The organism is Streptomyces sp. AC555_RSS877 (genome assembly GCF_019049245.1).
In the GTDB taxonomy this organism is placed as follows: Bacteria; Actinomycetota; Actinomycetes; order Streptomycetales; family Streptomycetaceae; genus Streptomyces.
Map to the genome: position 1 here is coordinate 193,818 of NZ_JAGMUK010000059.1, position 17,704 is coordinate 211,521.

At 70.8% G+C, this 17,704-nt stretch carries 19 protein-coding genes; 8 read left to right on the top strand and 11 right to left on the bottom strand.

The window, feature by feature from the left end; translation table 11 throughout:
• Positions 1 to 236 precede the first annotated feature (236 nt).
• The gene (locus KUM49_RS26450; RefSeq protein ID WP_217239446.1) at positions 237 to 1,202 is read left to right on the top strand and encodes a GlxA family transcriptional regulator; all 966 of its coding nucleotides are present in this window, start codon (positions 237 to 239) and stop codon (positions 1,200 to 1,202) included.
• Positions 1,203 to 1,206: 4 nt separating this feature from the next.
• Here the strand turns inward: KUM49_RS26450 and KUM49_RS26455 are convergent, their stop codons facing one another.
• From KUM49_RS26455 to KUM49_RS26500, 10 genes are all read right to left on the bottom strand, one after another.
• The gene (locus tag KUM49_RS26455; RefSeq protein ID WP_217239447.1) at positions 1,207 to 2,577 is read right to left on the bottom strand and encodes a cytochrome P450; all 1,371 of its coding nucleotides are present in this window, start codon (positions 2,575 to 2,577) and stop codon (positions 1,207 to 1,209) included.
• The gene (gene cyc1, locus KUM49_RS26460; protein WP_217239448.1) at positions 2,574 to 3,659 is read right to left on the bottom strand and encodes an epi-isozizaene synthase; all 1,086 of its coding nucleotides are present in this window, start codon (positions 3,657 to 3,659) and stop codon (positions 2,574 to 2,576) included. Before cyc1 ends, KUM49_RS26455 begins: the two co-directional genes overlap by 4 nt.
• A 293-nt stretch (positions 3,660 to 3,952) precedes the next feature.
• A complete protein-coding gene (def, locus tag KUM49_RS26465) occupies positions 3,953 to 4,603 on the bottom strand; it encodes a peptide deformylase (RefSeq protein WP_217239449.1) in 651 nt (216 codons plus the stop codon).
• Positions 4,604 to 4,678: 75 nt separating this feature from the next.
• On the bottom strand, positions 4,679 to 5,659 hold the full coding sequence (locus KUM49_RS26470) for a hypothetical protein (RefSeq protein WP_217239450.1): 981 nt from the start codon (positions 5,657 to 5,659) through the stop codon (positions 4,679 to 4,681).
• A 104-nt stretch (positions 5,660 to 5,763) separates the two neighbouring features.
• Positions 5,764 to 7,035 (bottom strand): HD-GYP domain-containing protein, encoded by a 1,272-nt coding sequence (locus tag KUM49_RS26475; protein ID WP_217239451.1) that lies wholly within the window; start codon positions 7,033 to 7,035, stop codon positions 5,764 to 5,766.
• Positions 7,032 to 8,339, bottom strand: a complete 1,308-nt coding sequence (locus tag KUM49_RS26480; RefSeq protein WP_217239452.1) for an HD-GYP domain-containing protein — start codon at positions 8,337 to 8,339, stop codon at positions 7,032 to 7,034. Before KUM49_RS26480 ends, KUM49_RS26475 begins: the two co-directional genes overlap by 4 nt.
• Positions 8,340 to 8,465: 126 nt before the next feature.
• Complete coding sequence (gene rsrA / locus KUM49_RS26485; RefSeq protein ID WP_217239453.1) at positions 8,466 to 8,768, bottom strand: mycothiol system anti-sigma-R factor; 303 nt, start codon at positions 8,766 to 8,768, stop codon at positions 8,466 to 8,468.
• Positions 8,765 to 9,451, bottom strand: coding sequence for an RNA polymerase sigma factor SigR (gene sigR / locus KUM49_RS26490; protein ID WP_217239454.1), 687 nt, complete (start codon positions 9,449 to 9,451; stop codon positions 8,765 to 8,767). The genes rsrA and sigR overlap by 4 nt, the downstream gene beginning before the upstream one ends.
• Before the next feature lie 258 nt (positions 9,452 to 9,709).
• Positions 9,710 to 10,348, bottom strand: a complete 639-nt coding sequence (locus KUM49_RS26495) for an alpha/beta family hydrolase (protein WP_217239455.1) — start codon at positions 10,346 to 10,348, stop codon at positions 9,710 to 9,712.
• A 1-nt stretch (position 10,349) separates the two neighbouring features.
• The gene (locus KUM49_RS26500) at positions 10,350 to 11,165 is read right to left on the bottom strand and encodes an SOS response-associated peptidase (RefSeq protein WP_217239456.1); all 816 of its coding nucleotides are present in this window, start codon (positions 11,163 to 11,165) and stop codon (positions 10,350 to 10,352) included.
• A 50-nt stretch (positions 11,166 to 11,215) separates the two neighbouring features.
• Here KUM49_RS26500 and KUM49_RS26505 point away from each other — a divergent pair, with 50 nt between their 5' ends.
• The 4 genes from KUM49_RS26505 to KUM49_RS26520 all read left to right on the top strand — a co-directional run bounded on the left by KUM49_RS26505 (position 11,216) and on the right by KUM49_RS26520 (position 14,843).
• Positions 11,216 to 11,938, top strand: coding sequence for a M50 family metallopeptidase (locus KUM49_RS26505; RefSeq protein WP_217239457.1), 723 nt, complete (start codon positions 11,216 to 11,218; stop codon positions 11,936 to 11,938).
• Positions 11,939 to 12,048: 110 nt separating this feature from the next.
• Complete coding sequence (gene aroA / locus KUM49_RS26510) at positions 12,049 to 13,365, top strand: 3-phosphoshikimate 1-carboxyvinyltransferase (protein WP_217239458.1); 1,317 nt, start codon at positions 12,049 to 12,051, stop codon at positions 13,363 to 13,365.
• 11 nt (positions 13,366 to 13,376) lie between these two features.
• Positions 13,377 to 14,387: a ribosome small subunit-dependent GTPase A gene (rsgA, locus tag KUM49_RS26515; protein ID WP_217239459.1), complete on the top strand. Its 1,011-nt coding sequence runs from the start codon at positions 13,377 to 13,379 to the stop codon at positions 14,385 to 14,387.
• Positions 14,388 to 14,519: 132 nt separating this feature from the next.
• The gene (locus KUM49_RS26520; protein WP_217239460.1) at positions 14,520 to 14,843 is read left to right on the top strand and encodes a multidrug efflux SMR transporter; all 324 of its coding nucleotides are present in this window, start codon (positions 14,520 to 14,522) and stop codon (positions 14,841 to 14,843) included.
• Positions 14,844 to 14,888: 45 nt separating this feature from the next.
• Here KUM49_RS26520 and KUM49_RS26525 read toward each other — a convergent pair whose 3' ends face one another.
• Complete coding sequence (locus tag KUM49_RS26525; RefSeq protein ID WP_217239461.1) at positions 14,889 to 15,497, bottom strand: TetR/AcrR family transcriptional regulator; 609 nt, start codon at positions 15,495 to 15,497, stop codon at positions 14,889 to 14,891.
• A 240-nt stretch (positions 15,498 to 15,737) separates the two neighbouring features.
• Between KUM49_RS26525 and hisN the strand changes: the two genes are divergently transcribed.
• From hisN to KUM49_RS26540, 3 genes are all read left to right on the top strand, one after another.
• Entirely contained in the window at positions 15,738 to 16,538 is an 801-nt protein-coding gene (gene hisN, locus KUM49_RS26530) for a histidinol-phosphatase (protein ID WP_217239462.1), read from the top strand.
• Positions 16,539 to 16,687: 149 nt separating this feature from the next.
• Positions 16,688 to 17,080 (top strand): cyclic nucleotide-binding/CBS domain-containing protein, encoded by a 393-nt coding sequence (locus tag KUM49_RS26535; RefSeq protein WP_217239463.1) that lies wholly within the window; start codon positions 16,688 to 16,690, stop codon positions 17,078 to 17,080.
• 148 nt (positions 17,081 to 17,228) lie between these two features.
• Positions 17,229 to 17,645 carry a Fur family transcriptional regulator gene (locus tag KUM49_RS26540; protein ID WP_217239464.1) on the top strand — a complete coding sequence of 139 codons (417 nt, stop codon included), beginning with the start codon at positions 17,229 to 17,231 and terminating at the stop codon, positions 17,643 to 17,645.
• The last annotated feature ends 59 nt before the right edge of the window (positions 17,646 to 17,704 follow it).

Here is a 17,704-nt window from a genome sequence, read left to right on the forward strand (position 1 = left end):
TCACGACCCTCCTGGGCCTCCCTGATCTGACGGTCGACGCGCCGGTCGTGCGCGAGACCGATCACTGACGGGAGGACCAGGAGGACCAGGATCCCGAGGACGGTGAGCATTCCGATCAGGCCTTCTGTCTGTGTCGCGTTCATGGACACCACTGTCCCGCCGGACACTCCTGACAAACAGTGGCAGGACTGCCGTGGACCCTCGATTTACTGCCAGTTTCGAGGCACACTGGCAGCATGCTGAACAACGTGGCCGCGGTCCTGCTCAACGGCGTGCACCCCTTCGAACTCGGGGTGGTCTGCGAGGTCTTCGGCATCGACCGGAGCGACGAGGGCCTGCCGACCTACGACTTCGCGGTCGTCTCGGCGGAGGGCCCCTCGCTCGGCACGCACGTCGGCGGCCTCACCGTCTCCACGCCGTACGGCCTCGACCGGCTGGCGGAGGCCGACCTGATCGCCGTACCGGCCGGGAACGACTACGTCACCCGCACCTATCCGCGCGATCTGCTGGACGCCCTGGTCGCAGCCGTCGACCGCGGGGCCCGGCTGCTCAGCGTCTGTTCCGGCGTCTTCCTGCTCGGCGCCGCCGGGCTGCTGGACGACCGGCGGTGCAGCGTGCACTGGCGGCAGGCGGAGGAGCTGGCCCGGCGCTATCCGAAGGCGATCATCGAGCCGGACGTGCTGTACGTGGACGAGGACCCCGTCATCACCTCGGCCGGCACCGCCGCCGGCATCGACGCCTGTCTGCACATCGTGCGCAAGGAACAGGGGCCCGAGGTCGCCAACAAGATCGCCCGGCGGATGGTGGTCCCGCCGCACCGGGACGGCGGACAGGCGCAGTACATCGAGCGGCCGCTGCCCCGGTCGCAGTGCGACACCGTCGGCGAGGTGCTGGTGTGGATGGAGCAGCACCTGGACGAGGAGGTCACCGTCGAGCAGCTCGCCGACCGCGCCCACATGTCCCCGCGCACCTTCGCCCGTCGCTTCCAGCAGGAGACGGGGACGACTCCCTACCGCTGGATCCTGCGCCAACGCGTCCTGCTGGCCCAGCGGTTGCTGGAGGCGACGGACGAGACGGTGGACGCGATCGCCGGTCGAACGGGGTTCGGCAACGCGGCCGCGCTGCGCCACCAGTTCGTCCGGGCGGTGGGCACCACCCCGAACGCCTACCGGCGCACCTTCCGGGGCCCGGAGGCGGCCTGACCTCTCACCGGGCAACCGGCTTCAGCAGCAGCCGCTGCGGGCGCAGCGTGATCCCCACCCGGGTCGCGTCGTCGGATCCGGGCACCTGCTCGAAGCGGTACTTCGCCGCCAGCGCCGCCGTGACGAGCGTCAGCTGGGCCATCGAGAAGTGGTCGCTCGGGCACTTGCGGTTGCCCACGCTGAACGGGCTCATGGCGTGCTTCGGCACGTCCTTGACCCGGTCGGGCAGCCAGCGGTCGGGGTCGAACGCCAGGTTGTCCGCATAGGACCGGCCGTCGCGCTGGATCGCGTACGGGCTGTAGATGATGTCGGCACCGGCCGGGATGCGACAGCCGCCGAGTTCGGTCTCCCGCACCGCCCGCCGCGTCAGAATCCATACGGCGGGCCGCAAACGCATGGCTTCGACGACGACATTGTTCGTGTGGCTGAGCGCCCGGACGTCCTGGAATGCCACCGGACGCCCGCCGGTGACGGTTTCGACTTCCGCGCACACCCTGTCCGCGTGTTCCGGATGTTCCGCGAGGACCTGGAGCAGCCACATGATCGTGGACGCGACGGTTTCGCTGCCGGGTGTGAGGATGGCGACGACCTGGTCGTGGATCTCCTGTTCCCCGACGGGTTCGCCATTCTCGTCCTTCGCCCCCAGCAATGCCGTCAGCAAATCGTCCGGCTTTTGACCAGATGCCCTTCGTTCGGCGACGATCTCGTCGACGAGGAGATGCAAATCGGCCAGCGCACGGTTGAATTGGCGATTGGCTGGAAGCGGCAACCGGTAGAGCGGCCCGGCGGGAATCACCATCCGCCGGTACATGCCCCGGAAGACGGTGGCGAGGGCGACGCACAGCCGCTCGGCCCGCTCGTCCATGAAGTCGCCGCGCAGCAGACAGCGGGCCGCGATGCGCACCGCGATCCGGAAGGACTCGGAGGTGCAGTCGACCGTCTCGCCGGGCTTCCAGCGCTCGGCCAGCGCGTGCGCCTCCTCCTCCATGATCGGCCCGTACGCGGGGATGGCGTCGAGCCGGAAGGCGGGCTGGATGGTGCGCCGCTGGCGCCGGTGCGTGGGCCCGTTGGAGGTGGCCACGCCCTCCTTGCCGAGCAGTCCCTCCAGCGACTCCCACAGCGGGCCGGCGATGATGTAGTCGGTGCTCAGCGCCATGGCTCCGGTGAGGGCCGGCGCGGTGACGGCGTACACCGTCTTGGGGCCGAGCCTGAGGCGTACGACGTCGCCGTGGTCACGCAGCCGGGCCATGAAGCTGAGCGGATCGCGCGCCAGCTTCCAGCCGTGGCCGAGGACCGGGACGGCGCCGCCCGCCAGGGGCGGCTCGCGCAGCTCCCGGGCCTCGGGTGCCGCGGGCTTCACAGATTCGACGGTCATTTCTCACCTGCCGCTTCGTTGTTGACGTACGGGGGCGTGGACCGGTCGTCCCAGCTGTCGACCATGTACCGGCCGGACTCGTGGTGGAACCAGTAGACGGTGCTGAACCAGTTCCGCATATTGCCGACACAGGCCCGCACGGCGGCGCTCAGTTCCTTTCCGCGCACCGTTCCGTCGGCGAGGCCGTCGGCGAAACGCAAAGCGTCGCGTTCGGCGACGAGGAACTCGACCATGCATTCCTCGACTCGTCGCCGGACTTCGGCGACCGCCTCTTCCAGAGTCAGCCTCTCGTGCTTGATGAGGCTGATTCCGAGATTGTGCACCTCGTCGCCCGCTATTTCCTTGGGGAGCGAACAGAGGTCGTTGTACCAGGCGGCGAATTCCTGACTCAGCAGGGCCGCCCGCCGGTATGCCGGATGTTTCCTCACACCGTCCGGGAGTTCGCACCCCGCGGCCGGCTCCAGCAGATCGGTCCAGATCCAGTGCGCGAAGGTGAATCGCCTCAGCGCGAGGTATTCCTGGACGGTGGGGACGATCCCTTCGGTGCGGTTGTGGAATTCGCGGTCGTACGCCTCGATCACCTCGTGGAAGTGCCGGGCGAACCGGGCGTTCCAGGTCTCGGGCAGGAACGAGTACAGCCGCGTCACGCTGTCCGCGAACCCGGCGACCAGCGAGTCCTCGTGGTGCAGGTGGGTCCGTGGCGAGTCGAGGGCCGTGTGCAGGCGGAACCTGAGCCGCCGCCAGGCGGCCGGACGGCCGTGGACGATGTCACGGTCGTGGCGGTCGTCCCAGACGAAGAACCACGCGCTGTAGTCCGCTATCGCCTGGAGGACCTCGTCGGGGGCCCCGAGGTAGTACCCCGCCATCAGGTCGGTGTAGCACAGGCCATCGGCATATTCCTCCACCTTGTCGGCCGGCATGAGCCGTTTTTCCAGTAGCCAGGTTCGGGTCTTGTCCTGGAGCCTGGGCCAATAAGGGTGCAGTTGCCTGGGAAACGCTGCCTCGATCACCGGGAGAGAGAGCGACGGTGGAACCGCGATCGCCGTCGGTGTCGATGTGGTGCTGTGTGGGAAAGCAGGCACGAACAAACCCCTTCCAGCCGCCAGTTGGCGCACACACCCCTCCCGCTGTGCCAGGCGTGCGCCGTTGCGTATCCCCGCTCATCCCATTCAGCACCACAACTGACCGATCTGGGAACGGATTTGCTTCATTCACTACCCCACAGTGCTGAGATCCCCCCCTTGCGTGACTGGTTCTGGATCACTACGAGAGCACAGGGGTATCGACCGTACGACGCACAGACGAACGGCGTCTGCTCAGGAAGGTTCTCCTGAACAGACGCCGTACGTGAGGGAGTTGTGAGGCGGCGGGGCACTCAGTCGTTGGCGACCACGGGGTAGCGGGGCTCGTTCTCGGCCATCTGCCGCAGCGCGTCCTTGCGTTCCCGCTTGGAGAGACGGTCGATGTAGAGGTACCCGTAGAGGTGGTCGGTCTCGTGCTGCAAACACCGAGCGAAGTAGCCGGTGCCGCGCACCTTGATCGGGTTGCCCTTCTCGTCCTGCCCGGTCACCTCCGCGTAGTCCGGGCGGGCGAGCGGCGCGTACGCGGTGGGCACCGACAGACAGCCCTCGTTGCTGTCGTCCAGCCGGCGCTTGTCGGCGGGCAGGTCCACGAGCTTCGGGTTGCAGACGACACCGACGTGCCGCTTGCCCTCGTCGTCCAGGCAGTCGTACACGAAGACCTTCCGGTCGACGCCGATCTGGTTGGCGGCCAGGCCCACGCCCTCGGCCGTGCGCTGCGAGGCGAACATGTCCGCGACCAGTCGGTCCAGCTCCGCGCCGAACTCGGTGACGTCCTTGCACTCCTTGTGCAGCACCGGGTTCCCCACCACCGTGATCGGCCGCGAGGTGCCCCGCTCACGCCAGGCGTTCTCGCGCTCCTCGGTGTCCTCGGTGTCGATGACGAAGCCCTCGTCGTCCACGGGGAACACGCCCGCGTGCTGCTGATCGGTGTCCTGCTGCGCCATGACCGACGTACGCCTTCCTGCATTCCTGGGAATTCTGCGAGTACAGCCTAAAGGGGACGGCGAGGCACCATGGCCTCAGCAGACCTCTTCGAGGTCTCGCCACTCGCGGGAATCCGGGCTGTCCGCGACCCACCCGTCCAGCAGCCCGCGCACCAGCGAGGCCGGCGCCGCCACCCCGCACTCCCGCTCCGGCACCCACAGCTGCCCGTCGGTCACATGCCCGAGCGGCCCCGGATGCCCGGGTTCACTGTGGTCGTGCGGGTCGAGATGCTCTCCGTCGCCCTCGTCGGACGGCATCCGGGACTCCGAGCACATCCGGCACAGCAGCCGCACGGACGAGGACCAGTCCTCCGCGGCGAAGCCGGCGTCGGAGGCGAGCTGCTCCAGGGCGTCCCGGTCGGCCTCGGTGGCGGCCTCCAGGAGGACCACCCAGGTGGGCACGGGCGAGGGCGCCCACAGCTCGATCTCGTCGAACACCGGGTAGGAGTGCCCGACGGCGGTGGTCCGCTCTCCGTGGGGCACCCCGTCGTGCAGCACGACCTCGCCCCAGCGCCGTCCGGACGACGGCAGCGGAATGGACAGCACCTCGATCCGCGCGGGGTCCAGCCGGCGCCCCCACACCACCTCGGCCTCGCCCTCCGGGGACAGCCGTACGGCCGCACTGCCGAGGTCCATCCCGACGGGCTCACCGGCGGCGGTGGCACCGCCCGGCACCCGCAGGCCGTACGCCTGCCAGGCCCGCCGCGCCAGCGGCCAGTCCTGCAGGGCGGTGGCCGCGATGCCCACGTTCCACCAGTCAGGTGCGCCCGTCTCCCGGTCCAGCAGGGCCACGGCCCTCAGGCCGGCCGCCCGCGCCTGCTCCCAGTCGTGCCGGAACTTGTGGAGAAGGGCGAGGTTGAACCAGGACTCGGACAGCCAGGGCTCCAGATCGGCGGCGCGCGTCAGCAGCGCCCCCGCGTCCTCGTACCGACCGTCCCCGATCAGCGTGAACGCACGGTCTGTGGCCTGCCGCCAGGAGGCGGAGGGCCGGTTCCGTCCCTTGCCGAAGATCCTCACGATTCCCGCCTGCCAGTTCCGTTCAGTGGGCTGGCTGTGCCCCCGGACACCCTCTCATTCGCATCCAACCACGTACGGCTGGAAGGGCGCTCATTACCCATGGGTTACCCAGCCAGGGGCAGGGTCAGACAGTCCCGTGACAGGACACGGGCCAGCGCCTCGACGACCTCGGGCGCGTACTCCTCCGCGGTCGCCAGCCGCAGCTCCTCCAGCGCCTTCAGGGGCCCGCCGGGCCCGGCGTCCCGGGCCTTCTCCTCGTACGCGTTCACTGCCCGGACGACCCGCGCCGCGACCGGCTGCTCCCGCCAGGGGTCGGCCTGCCGCTCCACGACCATCGCCACCTGCGGATTCACGCCGGTCTGCCGTACGACGGCCCCGCCGAGCAGTGCGATCCGGCGCTGTTCCCCGGCCGGCAGCCCGGCCGTGGCGCCCGCCGGCACCGGATCGACGAGGCTGAGCTGCCCGATGTCGTGCATCAGGGCCGCGTACTCCAGCACGGTCAGCTCGGGCTCGGTGAGCCCCAGGTCCCGCCCGACGGCCTGCCCTAGTGCGGCGACCCGGCGGGCGTGCCCGGCCGGGGTGTACCCGGCGATCTCGGTGGCCCGGGCGAGGGAGGCGATGGTCTGCCGGTAGGTGGCCCGGACGGCCGCGTACCGCCGGAAGGACATCTGGGTGAGCAGCAGGGGCAGCGAGAACACGGGCAGCGCCCACAGCCCCGCCACGGCGACCGCGAGCGCCATCACGGCCCCCGTCGCGCAGACGGCCGACCCGATCCCCAGCAGCGCCCGCAGCTCGTCCCGCAGCAGCGGTCCGAAGGGCCACCGGGTGCGGGAGTGCGCCAGCGCGGCGGCGAGCACGGCGTCGCACAGCGCGGTGAGGGAGAGCAGCGCGAGCAGCAGCAGGGCGTAGGCGGGCCCGACCCAGTCGCGGAACGTGCCCTGGTTGTACAGGGGTTGGAAGCAGATGGCGGCGAACCCCACGGTGAGGATGCGCCGGGCCAGATGGTCGAACGTCCCGCGCTGTCCGCGCGCGATGTGCGGCACGGCACCGAGGAGCGAGGCGGCGAGGACGACGGCGACGACCTGAGCCACACCGTGCCGCGTCGGCGCCCCCGCGTACGCCCCCAGCAGGGCGTACGACAACGCCGCCGCGGCCCCGAGCGGCGCGGCCTCCCTGACCTGCGCGCCGGTCCACCGGCTCAGCTCACCGACGGTGACCAGCACGCCGAAGGCGAGGGCGGCACCGCGCTCGTCGAGGCCGGTCCAGAGGGTGGTGGCGAGGGAGAGGGTGGCGAGGAGGGCGGCGGAGGCGTGGATGAGGACGAGGAGGAACGGGGGCCGGCAGCTGCTCGTCGACGCCCGCCGGCAGCCGGTCATCGACGTGCTCCCGGCTGGCTGGGGACCGGCGGGCGAGGGCGGGGCGTGTGCGCCTCGTCCGCGGTGACCGCGGGGTGCCAGCCGTGCCGGCTCAGTGCGCGGACCAGTGCCGTCACCATCTGGGGGTCGAAGTGGGTTCCGGCGCAGCGCTCCAGCTCCGCCAGGGCGACGGGGACGGGCCTGGCCCTGCTGTAGGAGCGGGTCGACGTCATCGCGTCGAAGGCGTCCGCCACCGCCACCACCCGGGCGGACTCCGGGATCTGGCCCCCGGCCAGCCCGTACGGGTAGCCGCTCCCGTCCAGCCGCTCGTGATGGTGCAGCACCGCCGCACGGGCCTCGCCGAGGAAGGAGATCCCCCGCACCATCTCGTGGCCGTACTCGGGATGCAGTTCGATCACCCGCCGCTCCTCGCAAGTCAGCGGCCCGTCCTTGCGCAGCAGCCGGGTGGGAACCCCGAGCTTGCCCACGTCGTGCAGGATTCCGGCGAACCGCAGCACCTCGACACGTTCGTCGGGCATCCCCAGCTCGCGCGCGATCATCATCGACGCCTGCCCGACCCGCTCACTGTGCCCGCGGGTGTACCCGTCCTTGATGTCGACGGCCTGCACGAGCGCCCGGATCGTCGCCTGATGGGCGGCCCTTTCCCGGTGGTACTGGGCGAACACCCACCAGGACACACACATCGGCAGCAGCACGAGCAGGGCGGTGACGGGCCCGTACGGACTGCGCCACAGCACGGCCATCATCAGCCCGGCGAGCCCGTGCACGACGGCGGGTGCGAGCGACCGGACGAACAGGCCCCGCCAGGCCCTGCGCGCCGGGACGCGCTCGGCGAGCGCCAGGATCCCCCCGTCCAGCACGGTCAGCACCAGGCAGAAGGCCAGCACCGCGGCCGCGGCGGGCGCGAGCGCGTACGGGAAGTCGGAGGCGTGGACGGCGTCCCACCCGTCCAGCGCCCGGTGCACGCGCGCGGCCGCCCACACGGCGATGACGAGCTGGGCGGCCCGCCAGACCCGCCGCAGCCACTGCGGCCGCTGCTCGACCCGGGACAGCAAGGCCCCCGGCAGCACCACCAGTGCGGCGGCGGACGGAGGCAACAGAAAGGCCCCGGCGAGCAGGACGGGGTAGAACGTCCCGGTGAACCGCAGGCGGGCGGCGACCCGCTCGCAGCCGCCGTAGAGCGCGGCCAGCAGGACGACCGCCCACCAGGGCGTCCGCACGGTGGGCGGCGGAAGCAGACAGCACAGGGCGCCGAGAACCACACAGGTCACGTACACGCGCGCCCGTGCCGGTACCGCCTCCATACGACCCTCCCCCGAGCCCGGCCATGACTGTCCAGCGTCCGGAGCCTAAGTCGGCGAGGGGGGAGTCCACGGGCCGATAACCCGCGGATTAGCACGTTCGAGTGACGACCGTTCCCGGGCGGGAGTTCAGGACTCCTGCGGGGTAGCTGTCACGTCATGCTCGGGCACGGCCTGCCCGGAACGGATCAGTTCGATCCGCCCCATGACCTTGGAGCGCAGGTCGGTCGGCACGTCGTCCTGCCCGCAGCACCGCTTGACCAGCTTCTTCACGGCCTGCTCCAGGCCGTACTTCTCCAGGCACGGCGAGCACTCCTCGAAATGGTGCTCGAACTTGGTGCAGTCGGTGTCGGGCATCTCCCGGTCGAGAAACTCGTAGAGATGATCGAGGATCTCGCTGCAATCCGTTTCGTGCGGCTCTCCGCAGCTCATGAGCCCGAGCCTTTCGCTTCGTTCGACTCTCCGGCGCCGGCCGGGACCAGCCCGCGCTCACGGGCGTAGTCCTCGAGCATGCCGCGCAGTTGACGGCGGCCCCGGTGCAGCCGGGACATCACCGTACCGATAGGTGTCCCCATGATGTCCGCGATCTCCTTGTACGCAAAGCCCTCTACGTCCGCGAGATAGACGGCGATGCGGAACTCCTCGGGGATCGCCTGCAGGGCTGACTTCACGTCCGAGTCGGGCAGGTGGTCCAGCGCCTGCGACTCGGCGGAGCGCAGACCGGTCGACATGTGCGACTCGGCGCGCGCGAGCTGCCAGTCCTCGATCTCCTCGGCCGCGGAGCGCTGGGGTTCGCGCTGCTTCTTGCGGTACGAGTTGATGAAGGTGTTGGTGAGGATGCGGTACAGCCACGCCTTGAGGTTGGTGCCCTCACGGAACTGGTGGAAGGACGCGTACGCCTTGGCGTACGTCTCCTGCACCAGGTCCTCGGCGTCGGCCGGGTTGCGCGTCATGCGCAGCGCCGCCGAGTACATCTGGTCGAGGAACTCGAGCGCGTCCCGCTCGAAGCGCGCGCTGCGCTCGGCGGGCGACTCCACGCTCGTGCTGCCCTGGCCCTCGGGCTGCTCCGCCTGGCCGTGTTCGGTCCCTGCGTCGGTACCGGGAACCGGACCCACCTCCTCAAGATTTCGGGCGGGGCCGAGACCGGTCCCACCAGAATCGGAGGATAGAACACGATCCGGTCCGCCCGCCGCCCGAATCGGGGCGGTCTTGGCCGCATGCAGCACCGTCCAGTCCAGGTCGGCACGGCTGCTGCGGCTCGGGCAGAAGGTCGAACCCATGCGGCGGACTTCCTTTCCTACGACGTCGGTGCCGGTCTCCTCAGCACTTCTGTCCGGCTCAACAGAGGTCCGCTGCTCAACATTCCCGAGCCTTTACCCGAGTGACCGGGCCCACTCCACGACACCGTCCGTGACAACTGTCACGGCCTCCTCCTGGCCGATGCCCGCTCGTTTCGGCACGACGAAGCCGTGATCGGCGTACGGCACCTCGACCAGTTCGTACGACCCCTGCGGGAACTCCTCCGGCTTCCCGAACGGGTCGTTGCCGCCCTGGACGACGAGCGTGGGCACCCCGGCGCCGAGCAGTTCCCCGGCTCGGGACTTCTCCGGCCTGCCCGGCGGGTGCAGGGGGAAGCTGAGCGCGAGAACGGCGTGCGCGCCGAGCTCGACGGCCGTACGGCACGCGACCCGGGCGCCGGCGCTGCGGCCGCCGGAGACCACCGGGAGGCCCGGCTCGGCCAGGGCCGGCCAGACGCCCCGCCATCCCACGTCCAGCGTCTTCGGCGCGGGCGCCACCTTCTTGCCCGCCACCCGCCAGGGCTGTTCCACGAGGGCGACGGTGACGCCCTGCGCCGGGAGGACCCGCGCGAGCGCCTGGAGGTCGCGTGCCTCGATGCCGCCGCCGGCGCCGTGACTGACGGCCAGCAGCAGCCGGGGCCGCTTCGCCCGGTGCCAGGTGATGCGGGCGGCCCCGGTGTCGGTCTCGATGCTCTGCGTGGTCTGTTGCGTCACGTCAGAAGAGTGTGCCCTCTTCGGGGCCCTCCAGCTCCTTCAGCAGCTCAGGTCCGTTGTTGCGGACGTTGCTGACGGCCGTGGAGACGGGGTACGCGCGCATCAGCCCGGCGGGCGGCGGGGCGAGCAGTTCGCGCAGGTCGTCGGGGTCCGTGCGGGACGGGTCGAGCCAGGTGTCCCAGCGGTCCGGCGTCAGCATCAGGGGCATGCGCGGATGGATGTCGGCGAGGGCGTGCGGCCCGTCCGCGGGGGCGACGGCCAGCGGGGTCGTCTCCGCCTCCGTGGTGATCACGGAGCACGTCACCCACCAGGCCCGCGGGTGGTCGTCGGGCAGGGTCTTGTCCCGCCAGAACTCGTACAGACCGGCCATCGCGAACACCGACCCGTCGGCGGGGAGCACGAAGTACGGCTGTTTGCGCGGCCGCTTCTTCTTCCCCTCGACCTCCAGGTCCCGCTCCTGCGTGCCGGTGACCCACTCGTAGTAGCCGTCGGCCGGGATGACGCAGCGCCGGGTGGCGAAGGCGCGGCGGTACGACGGCTTCTCGTGGACGGTCTCCGCGCGGGCGTTGATCATCCGGGCGCCGCCCTCGGGCGTCTTCGACCAGGACGGGACCAGTCCCCACTTGAGCTTGCGCAGTTGCCGAACCGGCCTCGGGTCCTCCGCGTCCTTGAGAGGACGGTCCACGACGGCGTAGACCTCCTTGGTCGGCGCCACGTTGTAGTCGGGCGCCAAGGTCTCCTCGGGCTCCCACTTCTCGACCTCAAAGATTCCTGCGAGATCCTCGGGCCCACGACTCGCTGCATACCGTCCGCACATACGTGCCACACTGCCAGATTCGACGAGACCTACGGGAGCCACCGCCGACAATGCACACCATCGCATCCGACTCGCTCGCCTCCCTCTGGGACGAGGTCTTCGGCAGCCAGCCCGACCCCGATCTGTGGGTGGTGATCGCGACCCTCGTCGCCGCGCTCGCCGTCGTCGTCCCGCACACCCTGTGGCGCGTGGCGCGCAACGCCATCACCATCGCCCACGAGGGCGGCCACGGCCTGGTCGCCCTGCTCACCGGTCGCACCCTCACCGGCATACGCCTCCACTCCGACACCAGCGGCCTGACCGTCAGCCGCGGCAAGCCGCACGGCATCGGCATGATCCTCACCGCGGCTGCCGGCTACACCGCTCCCCCGCTCCTCGGCCTCGGCGGCGCCGCGCTCCTCGGCGCCGGCCACATCACCGCACTGCTGTGGCTGGCGACGCTGCTGCTGGTGGCGATGCTGGTGATGATCCGCAACGCGTACGGCGCGGTGACGGTCCTCGTCACCGGCGGCACGTTCGTGCTGGTCTCCTGGCTGGCGGGACCCCAGGTCCAGGCGGCGTTCGCGTACGCGGTGGTGTGGTTCCTGCTGATCGGCGGGGTGCGCCCGGCGTTCGAGCTCCAGGCGAAGCGGTCGCGAGGCGGGGCGGGGGACTCGGACGCGGACCAGTTGTCGCGGTTGACGCATGTTCCGGCGGGGCTGTGGCTGTTCCTGTTCCACGCGGTCTCACTGTGTTCCCTGCTGGGCGGTGGCCGTTGGTTGCTGGAGGTCTGAAGCACGTCTTCAGGGGCGTGGGGCCGTATCGATATGCGGTTGTGCCACATGGCGCGACCAGCCCCGACGGCGCCGCACCCGAACCACGGCCGACCATTAAAGTGGGCTCCATGGCCCCAAACCCCGCACACACCGCCCTCTGGCCCGCCCCGCACGCAAGCGGAGCCGTCGACGCGACGGTCCACGTGCCCGGGTCCAAGTCGGTCACCAACCGTGCCCTCGTGCTGGCCGCCCTCGCCTCCGAGCCCGGCTGGCTGCGCCGCCCGCTCCGCTCCCGCGACACCCTGCTGATGGCCGGCGCACTGCGGGCGATGGGCGTCGCCATCGAGGAAGGGGTCGGCCCCGACGGCTCCGGCGAGGCCTGGCGCGTGCTGCCCACGGGCCTGTCCGGCCCGGCCACGGTCGACGTCGGCAACGCCGGCACGGTGATGCGCTTCCTGCCGCCGGTCGCCGCGCTCGCCGACGGCCCCGTCCGCTTCGACGGTGACCCGAGGTCGTACGAGCGTCCCCTGCACGGCGTGATCGACGCCCTGCGCGTCCTCGGTGCCCGGATCGACGACGAGGGCCGCGGCGCTCTGCCGCTGACGGTCCACGGCGGCGGCGCACTGGACGGCGGCACGGTCGAGATCGACGCGTCGTCGTCCTCCCAGTTCGTGTCGGCCCTGCTTCTCTCCGGCCCGCGTTTCAACCAGGGCGTCGAGGTCCGCCACATCGGCTCGGCGCTGCCCTCCATGCCGCACATCCGGATGACCGTCGACATGCTGCGCTCGGTGGGCGCGCAGGTGGACACCCCGGAGTCGGGCGGCGAGCCGAACGTCTGGCGGGTCACGCCGGGCGCCCTGCTCGGCCGGGACCTGACCATCGAGCCGGACCTGTCGAACGCCCAGCCGTTCCTGGCGGCGGCCCTGGTGACCGGCGGCAAGGTCCTCGTCCCCGACTGGCCGGCCCGCACCACCCAGCCCGGTGACCGACTGCGGGAGATCTTCACCGAAATGGGCGGTTCCTGCGAACTCACCGAGTACGGCCTGGTCTTCACCGGCTCGGGCGCGATCCACGGCATCGACGTCGACCTGGGCGAGGTCGGCGAGCTGACCCCGGGCATCGCGGCGGTCGCGGCCCTCGCGGACTCCCCCTCCACCCTCCGGGGCGTCGCGCACCTGCGGCTGCACGAGACGGACCGGCTGGCCGCGCTCACCAAGGAGATCAACGAACTCGGCGGTGACGTCACCGAGTCCGCCGACGGCCTGCACATCCGTCCGCGCCGACTGCACGGCGGGATCTTCCACACTTACGAGGACCACCGCATGGCGACGGCCGGCGCGATCATCGGGCTGGCGGTGGAGGGCGTACAGATCGAGAACGTGGCGACGACGGCGAAGACCCTCCCGGACTTCCCCGGCCTGTGGACCGGGATGCTCGGGGCGTAGGGACTCATCTCATGCGCCGCTACGGCAAGCACACCGACGAGGACGACATCCGCTCCCGCCCGAACCGCAAGGGCAACCGGCCGCGTACGCACATCCGCCCCAAGCACGAGGACGCGATCGAGGGCATGGTCCTCACCGTCGACCGGGGCCGTCTGACCTGCCTGGTCGACGACCGGATCGTGATGGCGATGAAGGCGCGCGAGCTCGGCCGCAAGGCCGCGGTGGTCGGCGACCGCGTGGCCATCGTCGGCGACATGACCGGCAAGAAGGACTCCCTCGCCCGCATCGTCCGCATCGCGGACCGGAAGTCGGTCCTGCGCCGCACGGCGGACGACGACGACCCGTACGAGCGCGTGATCGTCGCCAACGCCGACCAGCTCGCCATCGTCACGGCCCTCGCCGACCCGGAACCCCGCCCTCGCCTGATCGACCGCTGCCTGGTGGCGGCGTTCGACGCGGGCCTGGAACCCCTGCTGGTCATGACCAAGTCGGACCTCGCCTCGCCCGACAAGCTGTTGGAGCTCTACGGCCACCTGGACATCCCGTACGTGGTCACCAGCCGTGCGGAACTGGAGAGCGGCGACGCGGTGGGCCGGGTCCGCGAGCAACTCGACGGCAGGATCACCGCCTTCGTGGGCCACTCGGGGGTCGGCAAGACGACCCTGGTCAACTCGCTGGTCCCGGAGGAACGCCGCCGGCTGACCGGCCATGTGAACGCGGTGACGGGCCGCGGCCGCCACACCACGACCTCGGCACTGGCGCTGCCGCTCGCGGGCGACGCGGGCTGGGTGGTCGACACCCCGGGCCTGCGGTCGTTCGGCCTGCACCACGTGGATCCGTCCCGGGTGATCCACGCCTTCCCCGACCTGGAGCCCGGCACCGAGGGCTGCCCGCGCGCGTGCAGTCACGACGAGCCGGACTGCGCGCTGGACGCCTGGGTGGCGGAGGGCCACGCGGACCCGGCCCGGCTGTACTCGCTGCGCCGGATGCTGGCGACGAAGGAGCGCACGGAAGGCGACTGACCTCCGCGTTGTTTGTCCCGAGGTAGGGCCGGTAAGGGCATAATCGCACCGAGCCGGATCCGAGCCTGACCAAAACCTGATGAAGCGGTCACAGAACGCTGGGACACGTGGACATCTACGGGAGGACAGCACATGGCGTGGCTGCTGGTCGTCGTGGCCGGAATGCTCGAGACCGGGTTCGCCGTCTGTCTGAAGCTGTCGCACGGCTTCACCAGACTCTGGCCGACCGTCGCATTCTGCGTTTTCGCCCTCGGCAGCTTCGGCCTGCTGACCCTGTCGCTGAGAAAGCTCGACGTGGGGCCGGCGTACGCCGTGTGGACGGGCATCGGCGCGGCGGGGACGGCGATCTACGGGATGATCTTCCTCGGCGACATCGTCTCCACGCTGAAGATCGTCTCGATCAGCCTGGTGATCATCGGGGTGATCGGACTCCAGCTGTCGGGCTCCGCCCACTGAGCGCGTCCGAGAGGGTCTGAGAGAGTCCGACCGAGCAGAGGACGCTCATAAGACGAACTGGCGCTGGAAGGCGCTGCGTACGAGATCCGCGACGCCGCCCTCGCCGGGCGGTGCCGACACGCAGGACAGGGCGAGACGGACGACGAGTTCGCAGGAGCGGGCCAGTTCGACGGTCTCCGACCTCGGTGTGCCGGGTCCGGCGAGAACCGTCACGGCCCGGTCGCGCACCAGGGCCACGAAGTCGCCGGGTGACGGCAGCGGGCCGTCCGCCCGGCGCTGCGCCGGTACGGCCGCGGAGGACGGCACCGCCGACAGGGTCGGGGAGGGCAGCCGCTCGCTCCAGCAGCCGGTGAGCATGGCGCGTACGAGCACGTTGTCGCGGGCCGTCGACGCGGTCCACTCGGCGGTGGCGGTCAGCCGGTCGCGGGCGTCGCCGGTCGAGGTGAGCGCACGCTCGATCCCGACGAGATAGCCGTCCGCCTCTCTCCTGACGAGGGCGCGGGCCAGACCTTCCTTGCTCCCGAACTCGTTGTAGAGCGTCTGCCGGGACACCCCGGCCGCCGCCGCCACGTCCACCATCCGCACAGCGGACCACGGCCGACGGGCCAGCGCCGTGTATGCGGCGTCCAGCAGGGATTCCCGCGCTGCAGGCATCTTCGCCTCCCGACGGCGAGCGGCACTGCGCCCAGATTTGACGCGGACGGAGTCACTGTCAAGGGTTCGCGACGGCACGCGGGGGCGCCCGAGCGGCTTTCGCGAGCTGTGGGCGCCCCGCTGCCGCCGCGACCGCGAGCGGACGTACCACCGCGGGCCCGCGCCCGGCACCCACCCCGGACCCCCCACCACCAGGCCCCCTGTAGCCCCGCACCACCACCGACAGATAGCGTTCCTCACATGCCGGACTACCACGACGACCTCCGCCTCGCCCACGTCCTCGCGGACGCCGCCGACGCGGCGACCATGGCCCGCTTCAAGGCCCTCGACCTCAAAGTGGAGACGAAGCCGGACATGACTCCGGTCAGCGAGGCGGACAAGGCCGCGGAGGAACTCATCCGCGGCCAGCTCCAGCGCGCCCGTCCCCGCGACGCGATCCTGGGCGAGGAGTACGGCATCGAGGGCACCGGGCCCCGCCGCTGGGTCATCGACCCCATCGACGGTACGAAGAACTACGTGCGCGGCGTCCCCGTCTGGGCCACCCTCATCTCGCTCATGGAGGCGGCGGAGGGCGGCTACCAGCCCGTCGTCGGTGTCGTCTCCGCGCCCGCCCTCGGCCGCCGCTGGTGGGCCGCCAAGGGGCACGGCGCCTTCTCCGGCCGCAGCCTCACCTCGGCCTCCCGACTGCACGTCTCCCGCGTCTCGAAGCTCTCGGACGCCTCCTTCGCGTACTCCTCGCTCACCGGCTGGGAGGACCAAGGCCGCCTGGGCGGGTTCCTGGACCTGACCCGCGAGGTGTGGCGCACGCGCGCGTACGGCGACTTCTGGCCGTACATGATGGTCGCCGAGGGCTCGGTCGACCTGTGCGCCGAGCCGGAGCTCTCCCTGTGGGACATGGCCGCGACCGCGATCGTCGTGACGGAGGCCGGCGGCACCTTCACCGGCCTCGACGGCCGCCCGGGCCCGCACAGCGGCAACGCGGCCGCGTCGAACGGCCTGCTGCACGACGAGTTCCTGGGCTATCTGAACGAGCGCTACTGAGCGGCACGACTGAGCGCGCACGCCCTCGATCGGCCGCACGCGCCCTCTTGTTGACCTCCGCTTTACCTGCCACTCTGAGGAGACCCTCATTTGTGAACTTGTGAACCGCTGAACTATCGCAGCGGTTCCTAGGAGGTGACTCGGAACCCATGCTGGTCCGCGACGCCATGAGCACGGTCGTTCTCACCATCGGCCCCACCCACACCCTCCGCCAGGCCGCCGCCCTGATGTCCGCCCGCCGGATCGGCGCGGCCATCGTCCACGACCCGGACGCCGGAGGCATCGGCATCCTCACCGAACGCGACGTCCTCAACTCGGTCGGCCTCGGCCAGAGCCCGGACTCGGAACCCGTCCACGCCCACACCACCACCGACGTCGTGTTCGCCACCCCGACCTGGACCCTGGAGGAGGCGGCCCGCGCCATGGCGCACGGCGGCTTCCGCCACCTCATCGTTCTCGACCACGACGAGCCGGTCGGCATCGTCTCCGTCCGCGACATCATCCGCTGCTGGGCCCCGGTCCGGCAGCAGGTACCGGCCTAGAAGCCCGCCCTCGCACGCGCGCGGGCCGGACCCCCTCCCGGGAAGTCCGGCCCGCCCGTTCACATGATTTAGATGATGTCCAAGTCAAGCTGCTATCCAAAGTAACACCTGGTCGCGACCTGGTCCTTCTTGCTGTTAGGCTGGTCGCATGAGTGACCTTCTGGAACGGCTGCGCGGACGCGGATGGCGGATGACCGCACAGCGGCGCGTCGTGGCCGAGGTGCTCGACGGCGAACACGTCCACCTGACGGCCGACGAGGTCCACTCGCGGGCCGTCGCCAAGCTGCCGGAGATCTCCCGGGCAACCGTCTACAACACGCTGGGCGAGCTGGTCTCCCTCGGCGAGGTCCTCGAGGTCGCCACGGACCAACGCGCCAAGCGCTACGACCCGAACGCGCACCAGCCGCACCACCACCTGGTCTGCGCCCAGTGCGGCACCATCCGGGACGTCCACCCCGGCGGCAACCCGCTGGCCGACCTCCCCGACTCGGAGCGCTTCGGCTTCACCGTCTCGGACGTCGAGGTGACATACCGGGGCGTGTGCCCGAACTGCGCGGCGGCGTAGCACCCTCCGTCTCGAGGAAAGCCCCGACACCCATGGGTGTCGGGGCTTTCTGCCGTGTA

Coding starts and splice junctions, on each gene's coding strand:
- rsgA (WP_217239459.1), top strand. CDS start 13,377: ATGCGCCGCTACGGCAAGCACACCGACGAGGACGACATCCGCTCCCGC.
- aroA (WP_217239458.1), top strand. CDS start 12,049: ATGGCCCCAAACCCCGCACACACCGCCCTCTGGCCCGCCCCGCACGCA.
- KUM49_RS26500 (WP_217239456.1), bottom strand. CDS start 11,165: ATGTGCGGACGGTATGCAGCGAGTCGTGGGCCCGAGGATCTCGCAGGA.
- KUM49_RS26520 (WP_217239460.1), top strand. CDS start 14,520: ATGGCGTGGCTGCTGGTCGTCGTGGCCGGAATGCTCGAGACCGGGTTC.
- KUM49_RS26540 (WP_217239464.1), top strand. CDS start 17,229: ATGAGTGACCTTCTGGAACGGCTGCGCGGACGCGGATGGCGGATGACC.
- KUM49_RS26505 (WP_217239457.1), top strand. CDS start 11,216: ATGCACACCATCGCATCCGACTCGCTCGCCTCCCTCTGGGACGAGGTC.
- KUM49_RS26455 (WP_217239447.1), bottom strand. CDS start 2,577: ATGACCGTCGAATCTGTGAAGCCCGCGGCACCCGAGGCCCGGGAGCTG.
- KUM49_RS26475 (WP_217239451.1), bottom strand. CDS start 7,035: ATGACCGGCTGCCGGCGGGCGTCGACGAGCAGCTGCCGGCCCCCGTTC.
- KUM49_RS26525 (WP_217239461.1), bottom strand. CDS start 15,497: ATGCCTGCAGCGCGGGAATCCCTGCTGGACGCCGCATACACGGCGCTG.
- rsrA (WP_217239453.1), bottom strand. CDS start 8,768: ATGAGCTGCGGAGAGCCGCACGAAACGGATTGCAGCGAGATCCTCGAT.
- KUM49_RS26480 (WP_217239452.1), bottom strand. CDS start 8,339: ATGGAGGCGGTACCGGCACGGGCGCGCGTGTACGTGACCTGTGTGGTT.
- KUM49_RS26450 (WP_217239446.1), top strand. CDS start 237: ATGCTGAACAACGTGGCCGCGGTCCTGCTCAACGGCGTGCACCCCTTC.
- def (WP_217239449.1), bottom strand. CDS start 4,603: ATGGCGCAGCAGGACACCGATCAGCAGCACGCGGGCGTGTTCCCCGTG.
- KUM49_RS26535 (WP_217239463.1), top strand. CDS start 16,688: ATGCTGGTCCGCGACGCCATGAGCACGGTCGTTCTCACCATCGGCCCC.
- hisN (WP_217239462.1), top strand. CDS start 15,738: ATGCCGGACTACCACGACGACCTCCGCCTCGCCCACGTCCTCGCGGAC.